Source organism: Shinella sp. WSC3-e, from assembly GCF_945994535.1.
Classification (GTDB): Bacteria; Pseudomonadota; Alphaproteobacteria; order Rhizobiales; family Rhizobiaceae; genus Shinella; species Shinella yambaruensis.
The window spans coordinates 1,536,020-1,561,501 of sequence record NZ_OZ000530.1 but is presented as its reverse complement, the minus strand read 5'-3'; the positions used below and the strand labels follow the sequence as shown (position 1 = coordinate 1,561,501).

Here is a 25,482-nt window from a genome sequence, read left to right as displayed (position 1 = left end):
ACCGACATAATCCGGGGTGAAAGTGACATGGCGCGTGCAGCCGAGATCGGACTGGTTCTCTATCCCGGCGTGCAGATGGCCGCCGTGCTCGGCATGACCGATCTCTTCCGGTCGGCGATGGAACTCGGCCGGAAGAAGGGGCGGGCAGGGCCTCTCCTCACCGTCAGCCACTGGCGGCTGGAGGACGGCGTGCCGGTGCGGGTGGACGCGGAGGGCGACGCGGCGTCGCGTCCCTGCGTGCTCGTCCTGCCGCCGGCGCTCGGCGATCCGATCCGGCGCGAGGAGGCGGCGCCCTTTGCCGCCTGGCTGCGCGAATGCCATGCGGGCGGCATCCAGCTCGCCTCGATCTGCGCCGGCGCCTTCCTCCTGGGCGAGACGGGGCTTCTCGCCGGCCGCACGATCACCACCAACTGGGTGATCGCCGAGACGTTCGAACGGCGGTTTCCCGACGTCACCGTCGATACCGACCGGCTGCTCGCCGACGACGGCGACATCGTGACGGCCGGCGGCGTGATGGCCTGGGTCGATCTCGGGCTGAAGCTCATCGACCGCTTCCTCGGGCCGACGATCATGCTGGAGATCGCCCGGCAGTTCGTCATCGATCCGCCGGGCCGCGAGCAGCGCTATTACAGCACCTTCTCGCCGCGCCTCCTGCATGGCGATGCGGCGATCCTGAAGGTGCAGCATTTCCTGCAGGCGAGCGAGGCGCGCGAGATCGGCCTCGACCTGCTCGCCGCGCAGGCCGGGCTGGAGGAACGCACCTTCCTCAGACGCTTCCGCAAGGCGACGGGGCTGACGACGACGGACTATTGCCAGCGCCTGAGGGTGGCCAAGGCCCAGGAGCACCTGCAGTTCACCACGCGCTCCGTCGACCGCGTGGCGCTCGATGTCGGCTACAACGATCCCGGCGCCTTCCGGAAAGTCTTCGCCCGCATCGTCGGGCTGACGCCGGGGGAGTATCGCAAGCGGTTCCGTTCGTGAGCGCGCGCGGCTGACGAGGTGCCCCCCTCTGGCCTGCCGGCCATCCCCCTTGAGGGGGAGATGGCCGGCAGGCCAGAGGGGGGATTGCGGCACGCTCCACCCTACACTCGCGACTGCCGCTCCTTAGGGTCTCACCCCGTATCGGGCGCCCCTCCCGGCCGCGGGCGGTTGCGCACCACGGTGACGGTGCAGGGGGCGTGGGCGGCGACCTCGCCGGAGACGCTGCCGAGCATGGAGCGCATGGCCGATTCGGCGCGCGCGCCCATCACGATGTGGTCGACATAGTTTTCCCGCGCATAATCGAGGATGGCGTCGGCCGGCGAGACGGCCTCCAGCACATGGAAGGTGATGCCGCCGCCGGGGACGGCAAGGCCTGTCGACCAGGTGCGCAACTCGACCAGGCGCAGCACATGCTTGTTGCGGCCTTCCTCGTCCAGCGAGGTGTCGATGGCGATGCGGTTGATCTTCAAGACGTTGATGCAGGCGATGCGGGCGTCCGGCGTGTTCTCGATGATGCGGGCGACGGTCCTGTGCATGGCGTCGGCAAGGTCCGGCGTGCTGGCGGCAAGGTCGATCGCCACGGCGACGATCGGCGCATTGGCGAGCTGGGCCTCGGCGGTCTGCGGCTTGACGGTCTCGATAGGCACCGGGTTGAAGCGGCGGCGCAGCACCATGCCGAGCGGGTCCCGCTTCATCTTCTCCGCCCGTGCCGTCAGCTTGACGGCGGAAAGGTCCTGCAGGTCGAGCGCGAGCTGGGCGGCGCTCGGATAGCGCCAGGCGGGGTTGACCTCCAGGCAGCGCAGGATGACCTCCTGCAGGGCGGGCGGGATGGCGGCGTTGCGGGCGCGCGGCGGCAGCGGATCGCGCCATAGGCGCCGCTTCAGGCCCTTCAGGCGCTGCGGATCGCCGAAAGGACGCTCGCCGGTCGCGAAGAAGTACAGGAGGACGCCGAGGGCGAAGAGATCGCTGCGGAAATCGCTGCGCGTGCCGAGAACCTGTTCCGGCGCCATGTAGGGCGCGGTGCCGTAGGGCAGGCGGAACTGCTCGTCCATCAGGTCGGGCAGGTGGATGTGGCGGGCAAGGCCGTAGTCGATCAGCACGGCCTCGCCGCTTTCGCGGAACATGACGTTGGAGGGCTTCAGGTCGAGATGCACGACATGCTGGCGGTGCAGCGAATCGAGCGCGACGGCGATCTTCGCGCCGAGCGCGGCGACCTCCTCCGGCGGCAGCGGAAGGCGCTCCAGCAGCGGATAGAGCGAGGTGCCGGGCAGGCGCTCCATGACGATATAGGGCAGCGTCGCGAAATCGCCGTTGGCGACGAAGCGCGGCACATGCGGGCCGGACAGGCGCGGCAGGATCATCTGCTCCATCTCGAAGCCGACGATGGCGGCCGGATCGTCGCCCTCGCCGATGACGGGCACCTTCATCAGGATCGGGAAATCGATGTCGGGCCGCGACACGGCCCAGATGCGCGCCATGCCGCCATTGTGCGCGATGGCCTCGATGAGGAAGCCGTCGATGACATCGCCGGGTTTCAGCCGTGCCTTGACCATCAGCGCCCCCGCAAGAGCCGGTCGGCGAGCGAGGCCGGCAGCCCGGCCGCGCGGATCTTCCCGGCCGCGCGCTCCACGTCATAGGCGGCGCGCTGGAAGCGGAGCTCGGCGCTCTGTGTGTCGTAGAGCGCGTAGGCGGCCGCGGGATCGCCGTCGCGCGGCTGGCCGACGGAGCCCATGACGGCGAGCCAGCGGCGCTGCGGCAGGAGCGGCACGGGGGTGGCGGCGACAGGGCGGAAATGCGTGACCCTGCCGCCCGGCGCCGTCGAATAGAGCGCCGGCTTGTGCACATGGCCGCAGAAGCTGACGCGCGCCGCGCAGGCCGCTAGGTGCCGGCCGGCATCGCTGGCGTCGAGCACATAGTTCCAGGCGGGCGGCGCGCTGGCATCGGCATGCACGAAGAGGCAGTCGCCCTCGCGCGCCTCGAAGGGCAGGGCGGCGAGGAAGGCGCGGCTTTCGCCGCCGAGCTGGCGGCGCGTCCATTCGAGGGCGAAGGTCGCGGTCGGGTTCATCGAGACGGCGGGATTGCCGACCGCCTCGTCATGGTTGCCGCGCAGCACGACGGCGCCGCCTGCGGCAAGCGCCATCGCCCGTTCCGCGCACCATTCCGGATCCGCCCCGTAGCCGACGATGTCGCCGAGCAGCACGAGGCGGTCGGCCCCGGCGCCTTCGACGGCGGCGAGCACGGCCTCGAAGGCTTCGCGGTTGGCGTGGATATCGGAGAGGATGGCAAGCAGCATGGCAGTCCGGCTTCGTCGACGTCGGGCGAGCATAACCCGGCTTTGCGCCTGCAGCCATTCAACGGAAGGGGAATATCGGCCGGCCGGACCTTCGCTTCGTCAAGTCTGGCGGCTGGGGAAGGCGAAGAGGTCGGTATCCGCATCGGCATGGCCGGCGATCCCGGCCGCGACGATCTCGGCGGCGATCTGGCTGAAGGTGATGCCGTTGCCGCCGAAGCCCATGACGGCGAAGACATTCTCGAGGCCCGGCACGCGCCCGATCAGCGGCAGGCCGGTGCGGGTGATGCCGAAGGGGGCCGCCCAGACGTGGTCGGGCTCCGGCAGGGCAAGGCCGAGCAGGGTTTCGGCCTTGCGGCGGATGGTCGCCGCCTTCTGCCGCAGCTTCCTTGCGGACGCATAGGCCTCGGCGCTGTCCTCGTCCTCGCCGCCGACGATCAGCCGTCCGTCGCGCGTGCGGCGGAGATAGAGATAGGGGTCGGCGCCCTCCCAGACGATGCACGTCTTCAGCCAGTCCGGCAGCGTGGTGCCGGGCGGGGTGGCGAGGGCCCAGGTGGAGACGATGGCATGCTCCTTGTCGGCGACGGCCTCCAGGAACTCGTAGCCGGAGCAGAAGGCGGCGTGGCCGGCCGACAGGATCCGTCCTTCCGCCGTCGCCAGGAACACCCGGCCCGCGGCGCTGCGCAGGTCGGTGATCTCCAGCGGGCTGACGAGCTCCACGCCGCGCGCCATCGCCGCGCGCAGGATGCCGGCGGCCATCTGCGCCGGATTGGCCGCGGCGGAGATGTCGCTGAGGATGGCGCCGGTGCGCGTGATCGAAAAGCGTTCGGCAAGGGTGGCGGTGTCAAGATATTCCGCCGCGATGCCGGCGGCGCCGCGCGCCTCGGCCTCCTCCCGCAGGGCCCGGCGGCCATAGGCCTCGCCGGCGAGGAACAGGGTCTGCTTGCGCTCGAAGCCGCAGGTGAGGCCGAGATCGGCGACGATGCCCGACAGGCGCTCGACGGCGCGGGCGGAGCGCTGCCAGGCACGGCGGGCCTTCGGCGCGCCGATCATGTCCGAGAGCCTCGAGAGGGGGATGTCGATCTCGTGCTGGATCATCGCGGTGCTGGCAAGCGTGCTGCCATGCACGGGCAGGCGCCGGTCGACGACGAGCACCGAGCGCGTGCCGTCCGCCAGCGCATGGGCCATCAGCGCCCCGGAAATGCCGGCGCCGACGATGATGACGTCATAGTCGGTACGCGACGGCCTTGGCCGCGCGCGAAGCGAAAGGCGCGGCGAACCGGCCCAGAGGGGGCGGGATTCGTGGAGGTCGCGCTGGCGGGTGATGTCGCGGGATCTGGAAATGGGCGGGCTCCGGTGCGGGGACGCTGCGGGAAATGATCGGGTGGCGGAAAAGTTCCCGCAGGGCGCGGCGGGCCGTGCTGGCGCTTGCATTGCGCGCCGAAAGCGGGCAAAGCACGGGGCGCCTGAAACACGCCGGATTTTTCGCCATGACCGTGAGTTCGAGAACGCCCCGCCCGATCGACCATCTGGTGCTGCCGGTGTCCGACCTCGGGGTGGCCCGCGCGCGCCTGACCGCGCTCGGCTTCACCGTCGCCAGGGACGCCCGCCACCCGTTCGGCACGGAGAACTGTTGCGTCTTCCTTGCCGACGGTTCCTATCTCGAACCGCTCGGCATCGCCAACCGCGAGGAATGCGAGGAAGCGGCGCGCGGCGGCAATGTCTTCGTGGCGCGTGACCAGGCCTTCCGCTTCCGCCGCGGCCTCGAGGGCTTTTCCGCCATCGCCATGGCGAGCGGCGATGCCTGGGAGGACGACCAGCGCTATACCAATGCCGGCCTTTCCGGCGGCGAGGTGCTGGAATTTTCCCGCGACATGCTGCTGCCCGACGGGACCAGCGCGACCGGCAGCTTCCGCCTTGCCTTCGCCGCCGACCTGCGCAGCCCCGATTTCTTCTTCTTCGCCTCGCAGCGCATCCTGCCGCTGCCGGCCGACCGCAAATCGCTGGAGGCGCACGAGAATGGCGTCACCGCCCTGTCGGAGGTCGTCCTTTCGGAACAGAACCCGACGGATTTCCAGTATCTCGTGCAGGAGGCGGCCGACGAGCGCGCGGTCGAGGCCCTGTCCTTCGGCATGTCCGTCGATACGCCGCGCGGGCGCATCACCGTGCTCAACGATGCGGGCCTGGAGGGGTTTTACGGGATCGCGCCGGTCGCCGGCACGGATCGCGGCCTGAAAGGGCGCGCGGTCGTCTTCAAGGTTGAAAATACAGCGGAATGCGAGCGCCTCCTGACGGAACGCGGCGTCGCCTTCCATAAACGGGACAACCGCCTCCTCGTGCCGCCGGCACCCGGGCAGGGCGTCCTCCTTGTCTTCGGAGAATGAGATGAACACCAATTCCACCGTCGTCGTCGGCGAAGGCGCCAAGAAGGTCACCTTCGCCCAGGACAAGCGCTTCTCGCTGATCGCCGGCCCCTGCCAGATGGAGAGCCGCGACCATGCCTACATGATGGCCGGGGCGCTGGTCGAGATGACCGACAAGCTCGGCCTCGGCCTCGTCTACAAGTCCTCCTTCGACAAGGCCAACCGCACCTCGCTCTCCGGCAAGCGCGGCATCGGCCTTGAAAAGGCGCTGGAGGTCTTCGCCGACCTCAAGAAGGACTTCGGCTTCCCTGTCCTCACCGACATCCACACGGAAGAGCAGTGCGCCGTCGTCGCCGGGACGGTCGACATCCTGCAGATCCCGGCCTTCCTGTCGCGCCAGACGGACCTGCTCGTCGCCGCCGCCAGGACCGGCCGCGCGATCAACGTCAAGAAGGGCCAGTTCCTGGCGCCCTGGGACATGAAGAACGTGCTGGCGAAGTTCACCGAGAGCGGTAACCCCAACGTCATGCTGTGCGAGCGCGGCGCCTCCTTCGGCTACAACACGCTCGTCTCCGACATGCGCTCGCTGCCGATCATGGCCTCGCTCGGCGCGCCCGTCGTCTTCGACGCCACCCATTCGGTGCAGCAGCCGGGCGGGCAGGGCGGCTCGACCGGCGGCGACCGCCGGTTCGTCGAGACCCTGGCACGCGCGGCCATCGCCGTCGGCATCGCGGGCCTCTTCGTGGAGACCCACGAGGATCCGGACAACGCCCCCTCGGACGGCCCGAACATGGTGCACCTGAAGGACATGCCGCGGCTCCTGGAAAAGCTCGTCGCCTTCGACGACATCGCCAAGGCCTGACATTTCAAACGGATGACATGGAGACATGCCATCCGTTTTTCCCAAGGCGACGCACGCCATTGTAATTTCTGCATCCTCGATTAAAAGTGGATTTTAATCGATTTATAAACCCCGGAACAGGACGATCTCCATGACTGCAATCATCGACATCATCGGCCGCGAGATTCTCGACAGCCGCGGCAACCCCACCGTCGAAGTGGACGTGCATCTCGAAGATGGCAGCTTCGGCCGCGCGGCCGTTCCGTCGGGCGCCTCCACCGGCGCGCATGAAGCCGTCGAACTGCGCGACGGCGGCCAGCGTTACCTCGGCAAGGGCGTCGAAAACGCCGTCGCCGCCGTCAACGGCGAGATCTTCGAGGCGATCGGCGGGCTCGACGCCGAGGACCAGATCGCCGTCGACCAGACGATGATCGAGCTTGACGGCACGCCGAACAAGGCGCGCCTCGGCGCCAACGCCATCCTCGGCGTCTCGCTCGCCGTCGCCAAGGCCGCCGCGGAAGCCGCCAACCTGCCGCTCTACCGCTATGTCGGCGGCCCGAACGCCCGTGTCCTGCCGGTGCCGATGATGAACATCATCAATGGCGGCGCGCATGCCGACAACCCGATCGACTTCCAGGAGTTCATGATCGTCCCGGTCGGCGCCGACACCGTCCGCGACGCCGTGCGCATGGGCTCGGAAGTGTTCCACACGCTGAAGAAGCAGCTTGCGGCGGACGGCCACAACACCAATGTCGGCGACGAGGGCGGCTTCGCGCCGGGCCTCGCCTCCGCCCCCGCCGCCCTCGACTTCATCATGAAGTCGATCGAGAAGGCCGGCTACCGCCCGGGCGAGGACATGTTCATCGCGCTCGACTGCGCCTCGACCGAATTCTTCAAGGACGGCAAGTACGTGCTGGAAGGCGAAGGCCGCACGCTGGAGCCGGGCGCCATGGCCGATTACCTTGCGGAGCTCGCCGGCAAATACCCGATCTTCTCGATCGAGGACGGCATGGCGGAAGACGACTGGGACGGCTGGAAGGCGCTGACCGACAAGATCGGCAAAAAGGTCCAGCTCGTCGGCGACGACCTGTTCGTGACGAACTCGGCGCGCCTTCGCGACGGCATCAAGATGGGCGTCGGCAACTCGATCCTCGTCAAGGTCAACCAGATCGGCTCGCTCTCCGAGACGCTCGACGCCGTCGAGACCGCGCACAAGGCGAGCTACACCGCCGTCATGTCGCACCGCTCGGGCGAGACCGAGGATTCGACGATCGCCGACCTCGCCGTCGCCACCAACTGCGGCCAGATCAAGACCGGCTCGCTCGCCCGCTCCGACCGCACCGCCAAGTACAACCAGCTGATCCGCATCGAGGAACAGCTCGGCGCCCAGGCGAAATACGCCGGCCGCGGCATCCTGCGCGGCTGATCGGCTGCACGGCATCTTCCGGCGGCAGGGCGCAAGCGTTGCCGCCGGTTTCTTTTTGTGGAGGGCAAGGCTGCGGCATGTGGCAAAGCACCCCCCTCTGGCCTGCCGGCCATCTCCCCCTCAAGGGGGGAGATCGGATGGAGCAGCGCCTCGCCTCTCTTCAACGGTGCTGATCAAGCCAGGTTTGCACGTCTTGCCAATCTCCCCCTTGAGGGGGAGATGGCCGGCAGGCCAGAGGGGGGGACGCAAAGCGCAGACTGCCTATCCTTGTGCAATCGCCCCACGCAAAGGGCAGGCCCCCGGGCCGGCGGCTCAGTCCGCCAGTGCCACGGCGATTTCCGCCGCCAGCCGCGCATTGTTCTCGACGAGCGCGATGTTCGTCTTGAGGCTGCGGCCGTCCGTCAGGCGGAACAGGCTGTCGAGCAGGTAGGGCGTGACGGCCTTGCCGGCGATCTCGTCGCGTTCGGCATTGTCGAGCGCGCGGGCGATGTAGATCTCCATCTCCTCGCGTTCGATCTCGTCGGCCTCCGGCACCGGATTGGCGATCAGCATGCCGCCGTCGACGCCGAGCTGGTCGCGCACCTTCTGGAAATTGGCGATGGCCGCCGGGCTGTTCAGCGTCAGCGGGCTCATCAGGCCCGAATCGCGCGACCAGAAGGCCGGGAAGACCGGGCTGTCATAGGTGACGACGGGCACGCCGCGCGTCTCCAGCACTTCCAGGGTCTTCGGGATGTCGAGGATCGCCTTGGCCCCCGCGCAGACGACGATGACGCCGGTGCGCGACAGTTCGTCGAGGTCGGCGGAGATGTCGAAGGTCTCCTCGGCCTTGCGGTGCACGCCGCCGATGCCGCCGGTCGCGAAGACCCTGATGCCGGCGCGCGCCGCGCCGATCATTGTCGCCGCCACGGTCGTCGCGCCCGTGCGGCGCTCGGCGATCGCGAAGGCGAGGTCGGCGCGCGACAGCTTCATCGCGCCCTCGGTCTGCGCCAGCGCTTCCAGCCGCGCATCGTCGAGGCCGATATGCAGCACGCCGTCGATGACGGCGATGGTCGCCGGCACGGCGCCTTCCTCGCGGATGATGCGCTCGACGCTGCGGGCCATGTCGAGGTTGCCCGGATAGGGCATGCCGTGGGTGATGATCGTCGATTCGAGCGCGACGATCGGTGCGCCGCGGCTCTTGGCGGCGGCGACTTCGTCCGAATACTGCATCGGCAGGAGGGTGGAAACGGGTCTGGTCATGCGGTGTCCTTGCAGGAATTTCGGCAAAAAAGTCTCATGCCATCCCTTCGGCCTCCGGCACAAGGGAAAGTGCGGCCTGAAGCGCCGCCTGCGACATTTCTTCGGCGACGGCCAGCGGCGAACGCACGGTGATCGCCGCGGCGGCGACCCCGCGGCGCAGCGCCTCGCCGATATCGTGGCCGGTCATCCAGGCATCGAGGAAGCCGGCGGCGAGCGAATCGCCCGCCCCGGTGACGTCGCCGAGCGCGGGCGCCTCCGGCGGCGTGACGAGAACCGCCTTTTCCGCATCGAAGGCGACGACGCCCCGGCCGCCGCGCGTCACGACGCCGGCGCAAAGGCCGGCCGCGCGCAGCGCCTTCGGCCAGCCGGCCGGGTCCTCCGGCGCCGCGCCCGCCAGCGTGCGTGCCTCCGCCTCGTTCATGAACAGGAAGGCGAGGGCGGAGAGGCTCGCCGCAAAGCGCGGCACCTTGGCCGGCGAGATGGCGATGCCGGCGATATGCACGCCCGCGGCGCCCGCCGCCGTCGTCATCGCCGCCAGCGTCTCGGCCGGCAGGTTGGCGTCGGTGAGGATCAGCCCCGCTGCCGCGACCGCCTCGCGCATCGCCCGCTGCTGCAGGCGGCGCGGCGAGAACAGGCGGTAGAGCTCCATGTCCGCCAGCGCGATGACGAGGTTGCCGTCGCGCTCGATGATCGCCGTGTAGCTCGGCGTCGCCCGGTCGAGGAAGGTGAAGGGCGTATCCTCGACGCCTGCCGCCTCCGCCGCCGCCGCGACGATGGCACCGTCCGCATCGCCCCCGCGCGGCGAGACGAGCCGCACCGTGCGGCCGAGCCGGGCCAGGTTGCGCGCCGCATTGAAGGCGCCGCCGCCCGCTTCCACGAACCAGGCGCCGGGATTGCTCGCCCCCGGCGCCGTCTCGCCGGCGATGCGTCCGCGCCTGTCCACATGGGCGCCGCCCATCACCAGTATCGTCTTTCCCGTCATCGTCTTCCTTCATTCCCGCGAGGGACGCGATTCGCCGGCAAAAGCGAGGCGCCCGCGCGGATACATCCTTGTTCCGCCACGGCTTTCAACAGCCGTAAACGAAAAGAGAACACACGCTCGATTCACGAAATCATTCAAATGGATGAATGGACCTTGCAAAAAGAGAACAAAATGTGTACATAGCTTTCATCGACGGCTTCGTTGCCTGTCTTGCTTCAATAACCTAAAGGTGGACCAAATGGCACAGAACACTTTGCGGCTCGTAGAGGATAAAGCAGTGGATAAAAGCAAGGCACTCGAAGCGGCACTCTCCCAGATCGAGCGCTCCTTCGGCAAGGGCTCCATCATGAAGCTCGGCTCGAAGGACAGCGTCGTCGAGATCGAGACGGTGTCGACGGGCTCGCTCAGCCTCGACGTCGCGCTCGGCATCGGCGGCCTGCCCAAGGGCCGCATCATCGAGATCTACGGCCCGGAAAGCTCGGGCAAGACGACGCTGGCGCTGCAGACCATCGCCGAGGCCCAGAAGTCGGGCGGCATCTGCGCCTTCGTCGACGCCGAGCACGCGCTCGACCCGGTCTATGCCCGCAAGCTCGGCGTCGATCTCCAGAACCTGCTGATCTCGCAGCCCGACACCGGCGAACAGGCGCTCGAAATCACCGACACGCTGGTGCGCTCCGGCGCGATCGACGTGCTGGTGGTCGATTCGGTCGCCGCGCTCACGCCGCGCGCCGAAATCGAGGGCGAGATGGGCGAGAGCCTGCCGGGCCTCCAGGCGCGCCTGATGAGCCAGGCGCTGCGCAAGCTCACCGCCTCGATCTCCAAGTCGAACACGATGGTGATCTTCATCAACCAGATCCGCATGAAGATCGGCGTCGTCTACGGCTCGCCGGAAGTGACGACGGGCGGCAACGCGCTGAAGTTCTACGCCTCCGTCCGCCTCGACATCCGCCGCATCGGCGCCGTCAAGGAGCGCGACGAGGTGATCGGCAACCAGACGCGCGTCAAGGTCGTCAAGAACAAGATGGCCCCGCCCTTCAAGCAGGTCGAGTTCGACATCATGTACGGCGAGGGCGTCTCCAAGACCGGCGAGCTCATCGACCTCGGCGTCAAGGCCGGCATCGTGGAGAAGTCCGGCGCCTGGTTCTCCTACAACAGCCAGCGCCTCGGCCAGGGCCGCGAGAACGCCAAGACGTTCCTGCGCGACAATCCGGACCTCGCCCGCGAGATCGAAATGGCACTGCGCCAGAATGCCGGCCTGATCGCCGACCGCTTCCTGGAGAACGGCGGGCCGGATCCGAACGACGCCGACGACGCGGCCGGCATGTAATCGCCGCGCAACGGTTCCGCAAAAATGGGAAAGACCGGCCTCTTCTTCGCGAAAGGCCGGTTTTTTGGTGTCTGGACAGGGGCCGAGGCGGGCGATAAAAGCCTTCAGTTCTCGCGCGCGCCAAGGTTTTCGGCCTTTCCGCATCCAAGCGGCAGGCGCGGGCGGTTTCGACGGAATTCGCAAAAGGGCGGCCTTGTGGGGTCTTCCGGGCGGGCACTCCGGCCGGCGAGGCGGTTTTACCGTCGTTGCAGTGACATTGGGTGGGTGATGCGCCGGTCTTCCGGCGTGAATGGGCAGAGATGAAGGACGCGATATGAGCGGCGTGAATGAGATCCGGTCGACTTTCCTCGACTATTTCCGAAAGAACGGCCACGAGATCGTGCCGTCCAGCCCGCTCGTGCCGCGCAACGACCCGACGCTGATGTTCACCAATGCCGGCATGGTGCAGTTCAAGAACGTCTTCACGGGCCTTGAATCGCGCCCCTATTCCACCGCGACGACCGCCCAGAAGGTCGTGCGTGCCGGCGGCAAGCACAACGACCTCGACAATGTCGGCTATACCGCGCGGCACCTGACCTTCTTCGAGATGCTCGGCAACTTCTCGTTCGGCGACTACTTCAAGGAGCGCGCCATCGAGCTTGCCTGGACGCTGGTGACCAAGGGCTTCGACCTGCCGAAGGACCGGCTGCTCGTGACCGTCTATTCCGAGGACGAGGAGGCGGCGGTCCTCTGGAGGAAGATCGCCGGCCTGTCCGACGACCGGATCATCCGCATTCCGACCTCCGACAATTTCTGGCAGATGGGGGACACCGGCCCCTGCGGACCCTGTTCGGAAATCTTCATCGACCAGGGCGAGCACGTCTGGGGCGGCCCGCCCGGCTCGCCCGAGGAGGACGGCGACCGGTTCCTCGAATTCTGGAACCTCGTCTTCATGCAGTTCGACCAGACGGCGCCCGGCGAGCGCAGCCTTTTGCCGCGCCCCTCGATCGACACCGGCATGGGCCTCGAGCGCATGGCCTGCATCCTGCAGGGCGTCCAGAGCGTCTTCGAGACCGACCTTTTCCGCACGCTGATCTCGGCCGTCGAGGAGACGGTCGGCATCAAGGCGGAAGGCGAGGCGGCCGCAAGCTGCCGGGTCATCGCCGATCACCTCCGCTCCTCCGCCTTCCTGATCGCCGACGGCGTCCTGCCGTCGAATGAAGGCCGCGGCTACGTGCTGCGCCGCATCATGCGCCGCGCCATGCGCCACATGCAGCTGCTCGGTGCCCGCGAGCCGCTGATGTGGTCGCTGCTGCCGGCGCTGGTCGGCGAGATGGGCCGCGCCTATCCCGAGCTCGTGCGGGCCGAAGCCCTGATCTCCGAGACGCTGAAGCTGGAGGAAACCCGGTTCCGCAAGACGCTGGAGCGCGGCCTGTCGCTGCTGTCGGATGCCACCGTGACGCTCAAGAAGGGCGACATGCTGGACGGCGAGACCGCATTCAAGCTCTACGACACCTACGGCTTCCCGCTCGACCTCACCCAGGACGCGCTGCGCGCCCGCGACATCAATGTCGACCTTTCCGGTTTCAACGATGCGATGCAGCGCCAGAAGGCGGAAGCGCGGGCGAACTGGTCCGGCTCCGGCGACAAGGCGACGGAAGCGGTCTGGTTCGAGCTGAAGGAAAAACACGGCGCGACCGAGTTCCTCGGATACGACACCGAGGCGGCCGAGGGCGTGGTGCAGGCGATCGTCAGGGACGGCAGGACGATCGACGGCGCCAGTGCCGGCGACACTGTGCAGATCGTCGTCAACCAGACGCCGTTCTACGGCGAATCGGGCGGCCAGATGGGCGATACGGGCGTGATCGCCAGCGACCATGCGCGCCTTTTGGTGACCGACACGCAGAAGAAGGGCGAGGGCGTCTTCGTCCACAGCGCCGTCGTCGAGAGCGGCAAGCTTTCCGTCGGCGATGCCGTGGCGCTGACGGTGGACCATGCCCGCCGCGCGCGCCTTCGCGCCAACCACTCCGCCACCCACCTGCTGCACGAGGCGCTGCGCGAGGTGCTCGGCACCCACGTCGCCCAGAAGGGCTCGCTGGTCGCGCCCGAGCGCCTGCGCTTCGACGTCTCGCATCCCAAGCCCATGTCGGCGGAGGAGCTGCGCGTCATCGAGGACATGGCGAACGAGATCATCGTGCAGAACGCCCCGGTCACCACCCGCCTGATGACGGTGGACGATGCGATCGCGGAAGGCGCCATGGCGCTCTTCGGCGAGAAGTACGGCGACGAGGTGCGCGTGGTCTCCATGGGCACCGGCCTGCACGGCGCCAAGGCGAACCGGCCCTATTCGGTCGAGCTCTGCGGCGGCACGCATGTGTCGGCGACCGGCGAGATCGGCCTCGTGCGCATCCTTTCGGAGAGCGCCGTCGGCTCCGGCGTGCGCCGTCTGGAAGCGCTGACGGGCGAGGCGGCCCGCGCCTACCTTGCCGAGCAGGACGAGCGCGTGAAGGCGCTCGCCACGACACTGAAGGCGCAGCCGGGCGACGTGCTCGCCCGCGTCGAGGCGCTGGTCGAGGAGCGCCGCAAGCTGGAGCGCGAACTGACCGAGGCGAAGAAGAAGCTGGCGCTGTCGGGCGGCACCGCCGGCGGCGACGAGGGCGTGCGCGAGGTCGCGGGCGTGAAATATCTCGGCAAGGTCGTCACCGGTGTCGAGCCGAAGGACCTGAAGAGCCTTGCCGACGACGGCAAGAAGAGCCTCGGCTCCGGCATCGTCACCTTCGTCGGCGTCTCGGCGGACGGCAAGGCGAGCGCCGTGGTCGCCGTCACCGAAGACCTTACCGGCCGCTACAGCGCCGTCGATCTCGTGCGCCGCGCCTCCGAAGCGCTCGGCGGCAAGGGCGGCGGCGGGCGTCCCGATATGGCGCAGGCCGGCGGCCCGGACGGCGCCAGGGCAGGCGCGGCGATCGAGGCGGTTGCCGGCGCCATCGCCGGCTGAACCTTCCCGCAGCCGCGCGATCGCCTGTGCCTCCACAAGGGTAGGCGATCATATATCGAGTTCGACATTGCCCCATCCCCTTCTCCCCGCGGGGGAGAAGGGGATGGGGTGGCGTTTCATTCCCCATGCGACGACCCTGCACGCAAGGAACGGATCACGGCGGCGGGCTTCGGCCCGCCGCTTTTGTTTGCGAAGTCTTCAAGGTTTGCCCCTAGCATCCTGCGCGTGCGGAGTGCGTATTTTGATTGAAGACATCATCAGCATCTCAACCTTGATGATCTGTACGTTCCTGGCGACGACCGCCGTCGGGATCTTCATGCTGCAGGTGTGGCTGACCGACCGGCGGCACAGGGCGGCCGGCTACTGGTGCCTGTCCATGTGGGTCGGCTCGCTCTGCACGCTGCTGTTCGCGCTGCGCTCCGTCGGCCCGCCGCTTCTGACCGTCGGCCTCGGCAATGCGCTCGCCGCCTGCGGCTATGCGTTCATGTGGGCCGGCTTCCGCGTCTTCGATCGCCGCCGCGTTTATCGTTCCGTCGTTCTGGCCGGCCCCGTCCTGTGGGGCCTCGTCTATCTTCTCGTCCCGCAGGTGTCGGAGGATGTGAACAACCGCATCATCGTCAGCTCGACCATCATCACCGCCTATTGCCTGTGGATCGGCATCGACATCTGGCGCGGGCACCGCACCGAGCCGCTGCCGACCCGCATGCTTGCGGCGGCCTTCTTCGTCAGCCATGGCATCATCTATGGCCTGCGCATTCCCATGGCGATCGCCCTGCCTGCGGCCTTCGGCCATGGCACGGCCTATTCCGCCTGGTTCGCGGTCTTCTCCCTGGAACTGTTCGCCCATACGATCCTTGCCGCCGTCGCCATGCTGGTGCTGATCAAGGAGCGGGGCGAGGCGCTCTACCGCCAGGCCTCGCGCACCGACGCGCTGACGGGCATCGCCAACCGCGGCTCGTTCCTGGACGACATGCAGAAACTGCTGGGCGACCGGCGGCAGGGCACGCTGATGATCTTCGATCTCGACCGGTTCAAGGCGATCAACGACACCTACGGCCATGTCGCCGGCGATCTCGTGCTGAAGCGGTTTTCCGCGCAGGTCGCCGCCCGCCTGGAGGCGAACATGCTGTTCTGCCGCTTCGGCGGCGAGGAATTCGCGCTCTTTGCGCCGGGGCGCGACATGGCGCCCGCCGAACAGTTCGCCGAGGCGCTGCGGCTGGAGGTCGCCGCCCTGCCGGTGCGCGCCGGGGATCACGAGATCGCGGTCTCGGTCAGCATCGGCCTTGCGGATGTCGCGACCTTCGGAGCGGATTTCGACCGCCTGCATTCGGCGGCCGACGGCGCGCTCTATGCGGCCAAGGAGGCCGGCCGCAACCAGGTGAAGCGCGCAGCGCCCTCGCTGGGGCTTCCGGGTGTCGCCGAGCGCATGAGGAACCCGGCCGCCTCGGATGTCGCCCGCGCCGGCTGAGGCGTCTGCGCTTTCCTTTGCATGACAAGCACCGGACGGAGAGCCGTTCGCGCCGCTCCGGCACGGTTTCAGCGCGTGGCCGCGGCGATCTCGCCCATGGCGGCGTCCACGGTGGCCGTGAAGGTGACGCGCGGGGCGTGCAGCTCATGGGCTTCCAGCATGCGGCGCATGTCGGGTTTCAGGCCCGTGATGAAGACGCGCACGCCGGCCCGCTCGGCCTTGCGCACCAGGCCCTCGATGACGCTGGCGGCGGTGGAATCGAGCAGGGGCACGTCGGCGCAGTCGAGCACGAAGTTGCGCCGCTGGTCGGCGATGCGATCGAGCACGGAGCCGACGCTGGCCGCCGCGCCGAAGAAGAAGACGCCGCTGATGCGGTAGATCACCGTATCCGGATCGTCGCCGGCGACCGGCCGCTCGGGCAGGCCGCTGTCCTCGCCGGCATTCTCGATGGCCCGCACGACGCGCGGCACCGTCTCCTCGCGGATGTCGACGGACTTGCCCATGCGGTCGATGAACAGCACCGCGCCGAGCAGGAAGCCGACGACGATGCCCTCCGTCAGGTCGCGGAAGACGACCAGCAGGAAGGTGACGACGAGCACCGCCGCATCGCCGCGCGAGGAGCGGAAGAGGGCGGCGATGGCCGGACGCTCCACCATGTTGAACGCGACGACCGCCAGCACGCCGGCGAGCGCGGCGAGCGGGATATAGCTGGCGAGCGGCGCGGCGACGAGCATGAAGAGCAGGAGGAAGACCGCGTGCAGCATGCCGGAGACCGGGCTGGTGGCGCCGGAGCGCACGTTCGTGGCGGTGCGGGCGATGGTGCCCGTCACGCAGATGCCGCCGAAGAGCGCCGAGCCCACATTGGCGACCCCCTGGGCGACAAGCTCCATGCTGGAGCGGTGCCTGCGCCCCGTCATGCCGTCGGCGACGACGGCCGAGAGCAGCGATTCGATGGCGCCGAGCAGCGTGAAGGCGACGGCGTCCGGCAGGACGGCGAGCACGAGCTCGGGGGAGAAGGACGGCAGAGCCGGCAGGGGCAGGCCGCGCGGAATGCCGTTGAAGCGGGTGCCGATCGTGTCCGCCGGCAGGGCGAGAAGCGCGGTGGCGAACGAGGCGACGGTGACGGCGATGAGCAGGTTCGGCCAGCTCGGCCGGAAGCGGCGCAACAGCAGGATGACGGCGATGGTAAGCCCCGCGACGCCGAAGGCGGCCGGATTGAAGCTGGGCCGGGCGGCCCAGAGCGCCTCGAGCTTCTCGACGATCGGCCCCGGCTCGCGCCCGTCCAGCTTCAGGCCGAACAGTTCGCCGATCTGGCTGGCGAAGATGATGACGGCGATGCCGGCCGTGAAGCCGACCGTCACGGGATAGGGGATAAACTTGATGTACTTGCCGAGCCTGAGATAGCCGGCCAGCGCGAGCATGAGGCCGGAGAGCAGCGTGGCGACCAGCAGGCCCTCGACGCCGTGGCGGGCGACCGTGGCCGAGACGAGCACGATGAAGGCGCCGGCCGGCCCGCCGACCTGGAAGCGGCTGCCGCCGAGCGCGGAAACGAGGAAGCCGCCGATGATGGCGGTGTAGAGGCCACGATCCGGCGTGACGCCGGAGGCGATGGCGATCGCCATGGACAGCGGCAGCGCGACGATCGCCACCGTGAGGCCGGCCAGCGCATCGGCCTTGAAACGCGCGGGGCCATAGCCCTCCGCGAAAACGCTGGCGAGCTTCGGCGTCAAGGTATCGGTCATGGGTGCCTCGGAAGGCCGGAGGATGGAGTAAGGGAGGGCCGGCGGGGGCATCTCACGCCGAGTCGCCCGTTTTTGCAATGGCACAAGGCAAGGCTATGCAGAAATTGCAGAGCATGACAGAAGCGCAGGATTTGTGAAATCGCTCCGTGCTTGGTTGAATGCGTTCCGGCGAGAGGGAAGCGGCATGAGCGAGAGCGGGATCTGGGCGGCCTATGAGAAACGCCTGCTGCGGGTTTCCGCCTATATCCACGAGCACCTGGAAGAGGATCTCGACCTCGACCGGCTGTCGGAGATCGCCTGCCTTTCCGCCCATCACTGGCACCGCGTCTACCGCGCCGTGCACAACGAGACGCTGGCGGCAACCGTCCGCCGGCTGCGTCTGCACCGTGCGGCGGGCGATCTGGTGCGCAGCGACCGCTCCGTCCGGGACATTGCCGCGCGATGGGGGTACGCCAACCTCCAGTCCTTCACGCGTACCTTCGCGGCTGCCTATGGCATGCCGCCGGCACGCTACCGCAAGGAGGGCTCCCATCGCGCCTACGAACCCGAGAACGACAAGGAGTGCTCCCGCATGTTCGACGTGACCATCCGCACCATTCCCGAGCAGACGCTGCTTGCCGTTGCCCATTCCGGTTCCTACATGGGCATCGGCAAGGCCTTCGAGGCGCTGCATGGCGCGCTCTTCTCCCGCAACCTCTTCCGGCCGGACATGCGCATGATCGGCGTCTTCCTCGACGATCCCGATCTCGTGGCGGAGGAAGAGCTTCGCTCCTTCGCCTGCGTGACGGCGGATGCGACCATTCCCGCCGAGGCGCCGCTCGAGCGCCGCACGCTGGCGGGCGGCGACTATGCGGTGCTGCGCCACCAGGGCCCCTATGCCGATATGGGCGCGGCCTATCGCTGGCTCTACGGCACATGGCTGCCGGCCTCGGGACGCTCGATCCGCGACGAGGTGATGTTCGAGGCCTATCTCAACAATCCGCGCGAGGTTGCGCCGAACGCGCTTCTGACGGAAATCTGCCTGCCGCTCCAGCCGGCGGCCGAAGCCGCGGCCTGAACGGCAGGGGGCTGGCGGTAAGCCCGCCCTAACCCTTCGCCGCCTGAAGCTGGCGGTGCATCTCCTCGTCGTCGATTGCGGTCGCGCGCTTGCTGGCCGGCCGCTCCTTCAGGCGATCCCAATAGGCCTTGAATTCCGGCCGGGGCTCCAGCGAGCCGAATTGCAGGCCCCAGCTGATATGGGCGCCGACATAGACATCGGCGGCGGTGAAATTGTCGCCGGCGATGTAGGGACAGCGCGTGACGGCCAGCGACAGGGCGCCCATGACCGCGTCATAGCTGCCGCAGCCGATGCTGCGCTCGCGCTCCCTGGGAACCTCGATGCCGAAGGCCTTCAGCGAGACCGCCATTTCCAGCGGGCCGGCTGCGAAGAAGAGCCAGCGGTAGTAATCGCCGCGCTTTTCGGGCGGCGGGGCGAGGCCGGCTTGGGGGAAGGCATCGGCGAGATAGGCGCAGATCGCCGCCGCCTCCGTCACCACGGTCTGGCCGTGGCGGATGGTCGGCACCTTGCCCATCGGGTTGATCGCCAGGAATTCCGGCGATTTCATCGAGCCGTCGAAGGTCAGCCATTCGGTGCGATAGGGCGCGCCGACCTCCTCCAGCATCCAGCGGGCGATGCGCCCGCGCGACATCGGGTTGCTATAGAAAACCAGTTCCTCGGCCATGCCGTCCTCCTCTTGCAAACCGGCCGGGAGGATAGGGCACACGGGCCCTGCCGCAAGAGGCCGCAACGAAAAAGCCCGGCGCTTGGCCGGGCTTTCCGTGGTCTTGCTGGATCAGGCCGCCATGGCCTTCTGGAGGTTCTCGTCGATCTTGTCGAGGAAGCCGGTGGTGGAGAGCCACGGCTGGTCGGGGCCGATGAGGAGCGCGAGGTCCTTGGTCATGAAGCCCGATTCGACGGTCTCGACGCAGACGCGTTCCAGCGTCTCGGAGAACTTCGCCAGCTCCGCATTGCCATCCAGCTTGGCGCGATGGGCAAGGCCACGCGTCCAGGCGAAGATCGAGGCGATCGAGTTGGTCGAGGTTTCCTCGCCCTTCTGGTGCTGGCGGTAGTGGCGCGTCACCGTGCCGTGCGCGGCTTCGGCTTCGACGGTCTTGCCGTCCGGCGTCATGAGGACCGAGGTCATCAGGCCGAGCGAGCCGAAGCCCTGGGCCACGATGTCGGACTGAACGTCGCCGTCGTAGTTCTTGCACGCCCAGACATAGCCGCCGGACCATTTCAGCGCCGAGGCGACCATGTCGTCGATCAGGCGGTGTTCGTACCAGATCTTGGCTTCCTTGAACTTTTCAGCGAACTCGGCGTCGAAGACCTGCTGGAAGATGTCCTTGAAGCGGCCGTCATAGACCTTGAGGATGGTGTTCTTGGTCGAGAGATAGACCGGCACCTTGCGCTGCAGGCCGTAGTTGAACGAGGCCCTTGCGAATTCGGTGATCGAATCGTCGAGGTTGTACATGCCCATGGCGACACCGGCGGACGGGGCGTCGAACACGTCGTATTCGATCTCCTTGCCGTCCTCGCCGACGAACTTCATCGTCAGCTTGCCCTTGCCGGGGAACTTGAAGTCGGTGGCGCGGTACTGGTCGCCGAAGGCGTGGCGGCCGACGATGATCGGCTTGGTCCAGCCCGGAACGAGGCGCGGCACGTTCTTGCAGATGATCGGCTCGCGGAAGATGACGCCGCCGAGGATGTTGCGGATCGTGCCGTTCGGCGACTTCCACATCTTCTTCAGCTTGAACTCCTCGACGCGGGCCTCGTCCGGCGTGATGGTGGCGCACTTGACGCCGACGCCGTGCTTCTTGATGGCGTTGGCCGCGTCGATCGTCACCTGGTCGTCGGTGGCGTCGCGGTTCTCCATGCCGAGGTCGTAATATTCGAGGTCGATATCCAGGTAAGGATGGATCAGCTTGTCCTTGATGAACTGCCAGATGATGCGCGTCATCTCGTCGCCGTCGAGTTCGACGACGGGGTTGGCGACCTTGATCTTTGCCATGGAGAGCCTCGTGTTTTGTCGGGGCCTTGCGCCCCGGATCGTGGACTTGAAAGGAACGTTTGGCCCTATAGCATTCGTGGCCGGGAAGGCAAAGCCGACCAATTGCCGAGACGGTTTATTTTCGCCGGCGTTGAGAATAAGTTTCGCCAAAATTCCGTTTCAGGAAGGCTCTTCGGCGGCCCGTTCCGGCCCGCCGTCATCCAGTGGAGAATATGATGTCGCGTTTCGGCCTCGTGGCGCTCGCCCTTTTGCTTCCCGTTTCCGTTGCAGCCGCCGATTTCAAGGCGCCCGTTTCGGAGGTCATGGCGGCTGCGACGGTCAACTGGCAGGACCTGGGCGAGGACGCCGACACGCCGCCGCCCTATACGGACTACTTCTCCGAGGATTTCCTGAAGCGCCTCTACAGCAAGGATTTCGTTGCGAAATACAAGGCGGCGGCGAAGTTCCCGGCCTATGACGACGGCGATTCGCCCTTCGACTACGATCCGGTGATCGGCGGCCAGGACAGCTGCGCGCTGAAGGACGTGACGACCACCGAGGGGCAACTGGCGAACGACGCGGAAGACGTGACCGTGACCTTCGACAACAGCCATTGCTTCGGCGAGCGGCCTGCCGGCTGGCAGCCGGAAACGCTGGTCTTCAAGATGATCGAGGAGGACGGCCGGGCGGTCATCGACGACATCGAGCGCCCGAGCTTCGAGGAGGGCGCCTCCCTGAAGAAGGAAATGGTGGAGATCGCCGAGGCCGGCGCCAATGGCGGCAACGGCAGCGCCGCCGAATCCCCCGAATGAGCGGCTTCATGCTTTTCATTTGCCGCTTATTGTGCCAGTGAAGCCCGAACTTTCCAGGGATATTTGGGCATGGCAGGCACGAACAGCGAACGCACGCTGATCGCCGAGGGACCGGCGATCATCCTCGTTCATCCGCAACTCGGCGAGAATATCGGCATGGTGGCGCGCGCCATGGCGAATTTCGGCCTGGCCGAACTGCGCCTCGTCAATCCGCGCGACGGCTGGCCGAGCGAGAAGGCGATCTCCGCCGCCAGCAAGGCCGACCATGTCATCGAGGCGGCGAAGGTCTACCCGTCGCTGGAAGCGGCCGTCGCCGATCTCGAATTCGTCTATGCGACGACTGCGCGCGACCGCTACGGCTACAAGGAGGTCCGCTCGCCGGTCGTTGCCGCCGACGACCTGCGCGTGCGCTTCCGCGCCGGGCAGAAGACCGGCATCCTCTTCGGCCGCGAACGCACGGGCCTCACCAACGAGGAGATCGCGCTCGCCGACGAACTGGTGACCTTCCCGGTCAACCCCGCCTTCGCCTCGCTCAACCTCGCCCAGGCCGTGCTCCTCATGAGCTACGAGTGGATGAAGAGCGGCCTTGCCTCCGTCAAGGACACGCCCTTCGACGCGCTGCCGCAGCGCCCGGCGAAGAAGGAGGAGCTGCAGGGCCTCTTCGACCATGTGGAGGAGACGCTGGAGGCGCGCGGCTATTTCCGGCCCGCCGAAAAAAAGCCCAAACTGGTGGAGAACCTGCGCGCCATCCTGACGCGTCCTTCCTTCACCGGCACGGAGATCCAGGTCATGCGCGGCATCATCTCCTGCCTCGATCGCTTCACCCGCGAATCGCCGCGCGGCGCGACCAACCCGAACCGCACCCGCAACCGCCGGCCCAAGGTGCCCCGTGACGACGCATAGGCCCTTTCCGGAACAGGCGGCGGCCAAGCCCATCCTGATGTTCGACAGCGGCATCGGCGGCCTGACCGTCCTGCGCGAGGCGCGCGTGCTGATGCCCGAGCGGCACTTCACCTATGTGGCCGACGATGCCGGCTTTCCCTATGGCGGCTGGGAAGAGCCGGCGCTGAAGGCGCATATCATCGATCTCTTCGGGAAACTGCTCGCCGAGCACGATCCGGAAGTCTGCGTCATCGCCTGCAACACGGCCTTCACGCTGGTGGGCGCGGATCTGCGCGCCGCATTTCCCCACATGCCCTTCGTCGGCACCGTGCCCGCGATAAAGCCCGCCGCCGAGCGCACGCGTTCCGGCCTCGTCTCGGTGCTGGCCACGCCCGGCACGGTGAAACGCGCCTATACGCGCGATCTCATCCAGTCCTTCGCCAGCCAGTGCGACGTGCGCCTCGTCGGCTCGGAGAACCTCGCCCGCATGGCCGAGGCCTATATCCGCGGCGAGACCTTCTCCGACGCGGCCGTGCGCGCCGAGATCGTGCCCTGCTTCGTCGACGAGGACGGCCGCAAGACGGATATCGTCGTGCTCGCCTGCACGCATTATCCCTTTATGGCCAACCTCTTCCGCAAGCTCGCCCCCTGGCCGGTCGACTGGCTCGACCCCGCCGAAGCCATCGCCCGCCAGGCCCGCCGCCTTGTGCCCCCGCTGGAAACCCTCGCCCCGGGCGAGGACATCGCCGTGTTCACCTCCGGCAAGCCGGACTTTTCGACGCGCCGCCTGATGCAGGGTTTCGGGCTTCGGGTCGTCTGATGCTTGTATCGCGTATCGATACGCGATACACTGCGCCATGATCGTCAGTTTCCGACACAAGGGTCTGGAACTCTTCTACATGTCGGGTTCGACGAAGGGAATCCAGGCATCGCATGCCGCCAAGCTGGGGCGTATCCTTGGCTTGCTGGATGTCGCGGGCACGCCCGCCGACGTCAACCTGCCGGGCTTCAGGCTTCATCCCCTCAAGGGGACGATGAAGGGACATTGGTCGGTTTGGGTGAACGGCAATTGGCGCGTGACGTTCCGCTTCGTCGGAACCGACGTCGAACTGGTCGACTACCAGGATTATCATTGAGAGGACACGGCGATGATGAAACTTCCGCCCCATCCCGGTGAATTGCTCCGCGAGGACGTGCTTCAGCCGCTCGGCCTTTCGGTGACGGATGCGGCCGGCCGGCTCGGCATGTCCCGGGTCGCGCTTTCGCGCGTGCTGCATGGGCGTGCCGCCGTCAGCCCCGATCTCGCCCTGCGCCTGGAACGGGCAGGGGCCAGCACGGCGCGCGCATGGCTTGCCATGCAGGCCAATTTCGACCTGGCGCAGGCGATGCAGCGCGCGCAGCCCGAGATACAGCCGCTCGATGACAAGGCCGCTTGAACGCGGCCTCGGCGAGAACCTTGTGGATTCTTTCAAAAAGCCGGGCGTGACGGCTGAAGGTTTCGTGTTAGGGCTTGCCGGATATCCGGTGGCGGTCGGCGAATCAGGAATTTTGGAACGAGGAACGGGATGAAGGTCGGCATCGACATGGGAACGGTGCAGGGCGGCGCACCGGCCAGGCTCGATATCGAGGAACTGCTGGCGACGCGCCTGCTCGTGCAGGGCAATTCGGGCTCGGGAAAGTCGCATCTCCTGCGGCGCCTGCTCGAGCAGTCCGCCCAATGGGTGCAGCAGGTCATCATCGATCCCGAAGGGGATTTCGTCACGCTTTCCGACCGGTTCGGCCATGTCGTGGTCGATGGCGAGCGCACGGAAGCCGAACTCGTCGGCATCGCCAACCGCATCCGCCAGCACCGCGTCTCCTGCGTGCTCTCGCTGGAGGGCCTTGAGGCCGACGAGCAGATGCGGGCGGCCGGCATCTTCTTGAACGCGCTGTTCGATGCGGACCGGGACTTCTGGTATCCGGTGCTCGTCGTCGTCGACGAGGCGCAGCTTTTCGCGCCCGCCGTCAGCGGCGAGGTCTCCGAAGAGGCGCGAAAACTGTCGCTCGGCGCGATGACCAACCTGATGTGCCGCGGCCGCAAGCGCGGCCTTGCCGGCGTCATCGCCACGCAGCGCCTCGCCAAGCTTGCCAAGAACGTCGCGGCCGAGGCATCCAACTTCCTGATGGGCCGCACCTTCCTCGACATCGACATGGCGCGTGCCGCCGACCTGCTCGGGCTTGACCGCCGGCAGGCGGAGATGTTCCGCGACCTGCCGCGCGGTTCCTTCGTCGCGCTCGGCCCGGCGCTGTCGCGCCGCCCCTTGCCGGTGACGATCGGCGCGGTCGAGACCTCCGCGCGCTCGACCAGCCCCAAGCTGATGCCGCTGCCGGATGCGCCGCAGGACGTGGAAGACCTGATCTTCACGCCCGATCCGGACGAGTTTTCCCGCCCGCTCGTCCGCCGCGCGCCGCCGGCGCCGCGCCCGACGACGGACATCCTCGCCGAACTGTCCCGGGCGCGGCCGGAGCCGGTGCAGGCGGAGGCGAAGGCACCCGCGCCGGAAATCTCCGCGGAGGAGCGGGAAGGCCTGCTCGACCAGGCGCTCGCCGAAATCCTCGGCAATCCCGATGCGGCCTTCCGGGCCGATGCCGAACTGTTCCAGGATTTCCTCGTGCGCTGCCGCATCCGCCGCGTGCCCGGCGCGCCGCTGTCGCTTCCCGCCTTCCGCCGCAAGATGGCAGTCGCGCGCTCGGGCGTCGATGCCGAGACAGCGGCGACGGAAATCTGGGGCAGGGCGCTCGATCTGTCGCGCAGTGTCACCGAGGACCTGCAGGGCGTGTTCCTGCTCGTCGCGCAGGCCGCGGTGCGCGGGCTAACCTGCCCCTCGGATGCCCGGATCGCGCGGGCCTACGGCACGCATTCGGCCCGCCGGGCGCGCCGGCTGCTCGGCTATTTCGAGGAGCAGGGGCTGGTGGTCGTGCACAGCGATCTTGCCGGCCACCGCATAGTCGCCTTCCCGGACCTCGGCTGCGAGACGCTGCCGGGCGACGCCAACGGGCCGGACCTTGCCGATTCCCACCGCGATGCGGCGGAATAGGCGGATTTTCCGGGCCTTGCTCGTTGACAGTCCTGTAAAACTCCCCTAATGA

The 25,482-nt window shown here is 67.6% G+C and carries 22 protein-coding genes; 14 read left to right on the top strand and 8 right to left on the bottom strand.

All coding sequences use genetic code 11. The annotated features are described in order from the left end of the window. Positions 1-27: 27 nt before the first annotated feature. Entirely contained in the window at positions 28-981 is a 954-nt protein-coding gene (locus tag AABF56_RS07910; RefSeq protein ID WP_272805513.1) for a GlxA family transcriptional regulator, read from the top strand. Between the two features lie 131 nt (positions 982-1,112). Here the strand turns inward: AABF56_RS07910 and AABF56_RS07905 are convergent, their stop codons facing one another. From AABF56_RS07905 to AABF56_RS07895, 3 genes are all read right to left on the bottom strand, one after another. Further along, on the bottom strand, positions 1,113-2,534 hold the full coding sequence (locus AABF56_RS07905) for a serine/threonine protein kinase (RefSeq protein WP_272805512.1): 1,422 nt from the start codon (positions 2,532-2,534) through the stop codon (positions 1,113-1,115). Beyond that, a complete protein-coding gene (locus AABF56_RS07900) occupies positions 2,534-3,274 on the bottom strand; it encodes a metallophosphoesterase family protein (RefSeq protein ID WP_272805511.1) in 741 nt (246 codons plus the stop codon). Before AABF56_RS07900 ends, AABF56_RS07905 begins: the two co-directional genes overlap by 1 nt. A gap of 99 nt (positions 3,275-3,373) precedes the next feature. Beyond that, positions 3,374-4,705: an NAD(P)/FAD-dependent oxidoreductase gene (locus AABF56_RS07895; protein WP_272805510.1), complete on the bottom strand. Its 1,332-nt coding sequence runs from the start codon at positions 4,703-4,705 to the stop codon at positions 3,374-3,376. Between the two features lie 56 nt (positions 4,706-4,761). On the opposite strand from AABF56_RS07895, the gene AABF56_RS07890 reads away from it, so the two are divergent. From AABF56_RS07890 to eno, 3 genes are all read left to right on the top strand, one after another. Further along, complete coding sequence (locus AABF56_RS07890; protein WP_272805509.1) at positions 4,762-5,655, top strand: VOC family protein; 894 nt, start codon at positions 4,762-4,764, stop codon at positions 5,653-5,655. Between the two features lies 1 nt (position 5,656). Next, a complete protein-coding gene (gene kdsA / locus AABF56_RS07885; RefSeq protein ID WP_272805508.1) occupies positions 5,657-6,496 on the top strand; it encodes a 3-deoxy-8-phosphooctulonate synthase in 840 nt (279 codons plus the stop codon). A 130-nt stretch (positions 6,497-6,626) separates the two neighbouring features. Further along, on the top strand, positions 6,627-7,901 hold the full coding sequence (gene eno / locus AABF56_RS07880) for a phosphopyruvate hydratase (RefSeq protein WP_272805507.1): 1,275 nt from the start codon (positions 6,627-6,629) through the stop codon (positions 7,899-7,901). A gap of 312 nt (positions 7,902-8,213) precedes the next feature. Here eno and AABF56_RS07875 read toward each other — a convergent pair whose 3' ends face one another. Together AABF56_RS07875 and AABF56_RS07870 are read right to left on the bottom strand one after the other, a co-directional pair. Beyond that, entirely contained in the window at positions 8,214-9,140 is a 927-nt protein-coding gene (locus tag AABF56_RS07875; protein WP_272805506.1) for a pseudouridine-5'-phosphate glycosidase, read from the bottom strand. A 34-nt stretch (positions 9,141-9,174) separates the two neighbouring features. Next, on the bottom strand, positions 9,175-10,122 hold the full coding sequence (locus AABF56_RS07870) for a carbohydrate kinase family protein (protein WP_272805505.1): 948 nt from the start codon (positions 10,120-10,122) through the stop codon (positions 9,175-9,177). A 238-nt stretch (positions 10,123-10,360) separates the two neighbouring features. Between AABF56_RS07870 and recA the strand changes: the two genes are divergently transcribed. The 3 genes from recA (at position 10,361) to AABF56_RS07855 (ending at position 15,891) form a co-directional block, all read left to right on the top strand. Then, a complete protein-coding gene (gene recA, locus AABF56_RS07865; RefSeq protein ID WP_244765420.1) occupies positions 10,361-11,449 on the top strand; it encodes a recombinase RecA in 1,089 nt (362 codons plus the stop codon). Between the two features lie 313 nt (positions 11,450-11,762). Beyond that, positions 11,763-14,423, top strand: a complete 2,661-nt coding sequence (alaS, locus tag AABF56_RS07860; protein WP_272805504.1) for an alanine--tRNA ligase — start codon at positions 11,763-11,765, stop codon at positions 14,421-14,423. 274 nt (positions 14,424-14,697) lie between these two features. Beyond that, positions 14,698-15,891: a GGDEF domain-containing protein gene (locus AABF56_RS07855; protein ID WP_272807464.1), complete on the top strand. Its 1,194-nt coding sequence runs from the start codon at positions 14,698-14,700 to the stop codon at positions 15,889-15,891. A gap of 68 nt (positions 15,892-15,959) precedes the next feature. Here AABF56_RS07855 and AABF56_RS07850 read toward each other — a convergent pair whose 3' ends face one another. After that, the gene (locus tag AABF56_RS07850) at positions 15,960-17,633 is read right to left on the bottom strand and encodes a SulP family inorganic anion transporter (protein ID WP_272805503.1); all 1,674 of its coding nucleotides are present in this window, start codon (positions 17,631-17,633) and stop codon (positions 15,960-15,962) included. A 184-nt stretch (positions 17,634-17,817) separates the two neighbouring features. Here AABF56_RS07850 and AABF56_RS07845 point away from each other — a divergent pair, with 184 nt between their 5' ends. Next, entirely contained in the window at positions 17,818-18,690 is an 873-nt protein-coding gene (locus tag AABF56_RS07845; protein WP_272805502.1) for an AraC family transcriptional regulator, read from the top strand. Positions 18,691-18,718: 28 nt separating this feature from the next. On the opposite strand, the gene AABF56_RS07840 is transcribed toward AABF56_RS07845, so the two are convergent. Both AABF56_RS07840 and AABF56_RS07835 read right to left on the bottom strand, forming a co-directional pair. Further along, complete coding sequence (locus AABF56_RS07840) at positions 18,719-19,354, bottom strand: glutathione S-transferase family protein (RefSeq protein ID WP_272805501.1); 636 nt, start codon at positions 19,352-19,354, stop codon at positions 18,719-18,721. A 111-nt stretch (positions 19,355-19,465) separates the two neighbouring features. After that, positions 19,466-20,680 (bottom strand): NADP-dependent isocitrate dehydrogenase, encoded by a 1,215-nt coding sequence (locus tag AABF56_RS07835; protein ID WP_244765426.1) that lies wholly within the window; start codon positions 20,678-20,680, stop codon positions 19,466-19,468. Positions 20,681-20,895: 215 nt separating this feature from the next. On the opposite strand from AABF56_RS07835, the gene AABF56_RS07830 reads away from it, so the two are divergent. From AABF56_RS07830 to AABF56_RS07805, 6 genes are all read left to right on the top strand, one after another. Then, complete coding sequence (locus tag AABF56_RS07830) at positions 20,896-21,471, top strand: hypothetical protein (RefSeq protein ID WP_272805500.1); 576 nt, start codon at positions 20,896-20,898, stop codon at positions 21,469-21,471. A gap of 69 nt (positions 21,472-21,540) precedes the next feature. Continuing rightward, positions 21,541-22,374 carry an RNA methyltransferase gene (locus AABF56_RS07825; RefSeq protein ID WP_244765428.1) on the top strand — a complete coding sequence of 278 codons (834 nt, stop codon included), beginning with the start codon at positions 21,541-21,543 and terminating at the stop codon, positions 22,372-22,374. A 37-nt stretch (positions 22,375-22,411) separates the two neighbouring features. Next, on the top strand, positions 22,412-23,173 hold the full coding sequence (gene murI, locus AABF56_RS07820; RefSeq protein ID WP_272807463.1) for a glutamate racemase: 762 nt from the start codon (positions 22,412-22,414) through the stop codon (positions 23,171-23,173). 37 nt (positions 23,174-23,210) lie between these two features. Next, on the top strand, positions 23,211-23,489 hold the full coding sequence (locus AABF56_RS07815; protein ID WP_272805499.1) for a type II toxin-antitoxin system RelE/ParE family toxin: 279 nt from the start codon (positions 23,211-23,213) through the stop codon (positions 23,487-23,489). A 12-nt stretch (positions 23,490-23,501) separates the two neighbouring features. Continuing rightward, on the top strand, positions 23,502-23,789 hold the full coding sequence (locus AABF56_RS07810; protein ID WP_272805498.1) for a HigA family addiction module antitoxin: 288 nt from the start codon (positions 23,502-23,504) through the stop codon (positions 23,787-23,789). Positions 23,790-23,918: 129 nt separating this feature from the next. Beyond that, the gene (locus AABF56_RS07805; protein WP_272805497.1) at positions 23,919-25,430 is read left to right on the top strand and encodes an ATP-binding protein; all 1,512 of its coding nucleotides are present in this window, start codon (positions 23,919-23,921) and stop codon (positions 25,428-25,430) included. Positions 25,431-25,482 lie beyond the last annotated feature (52 nt).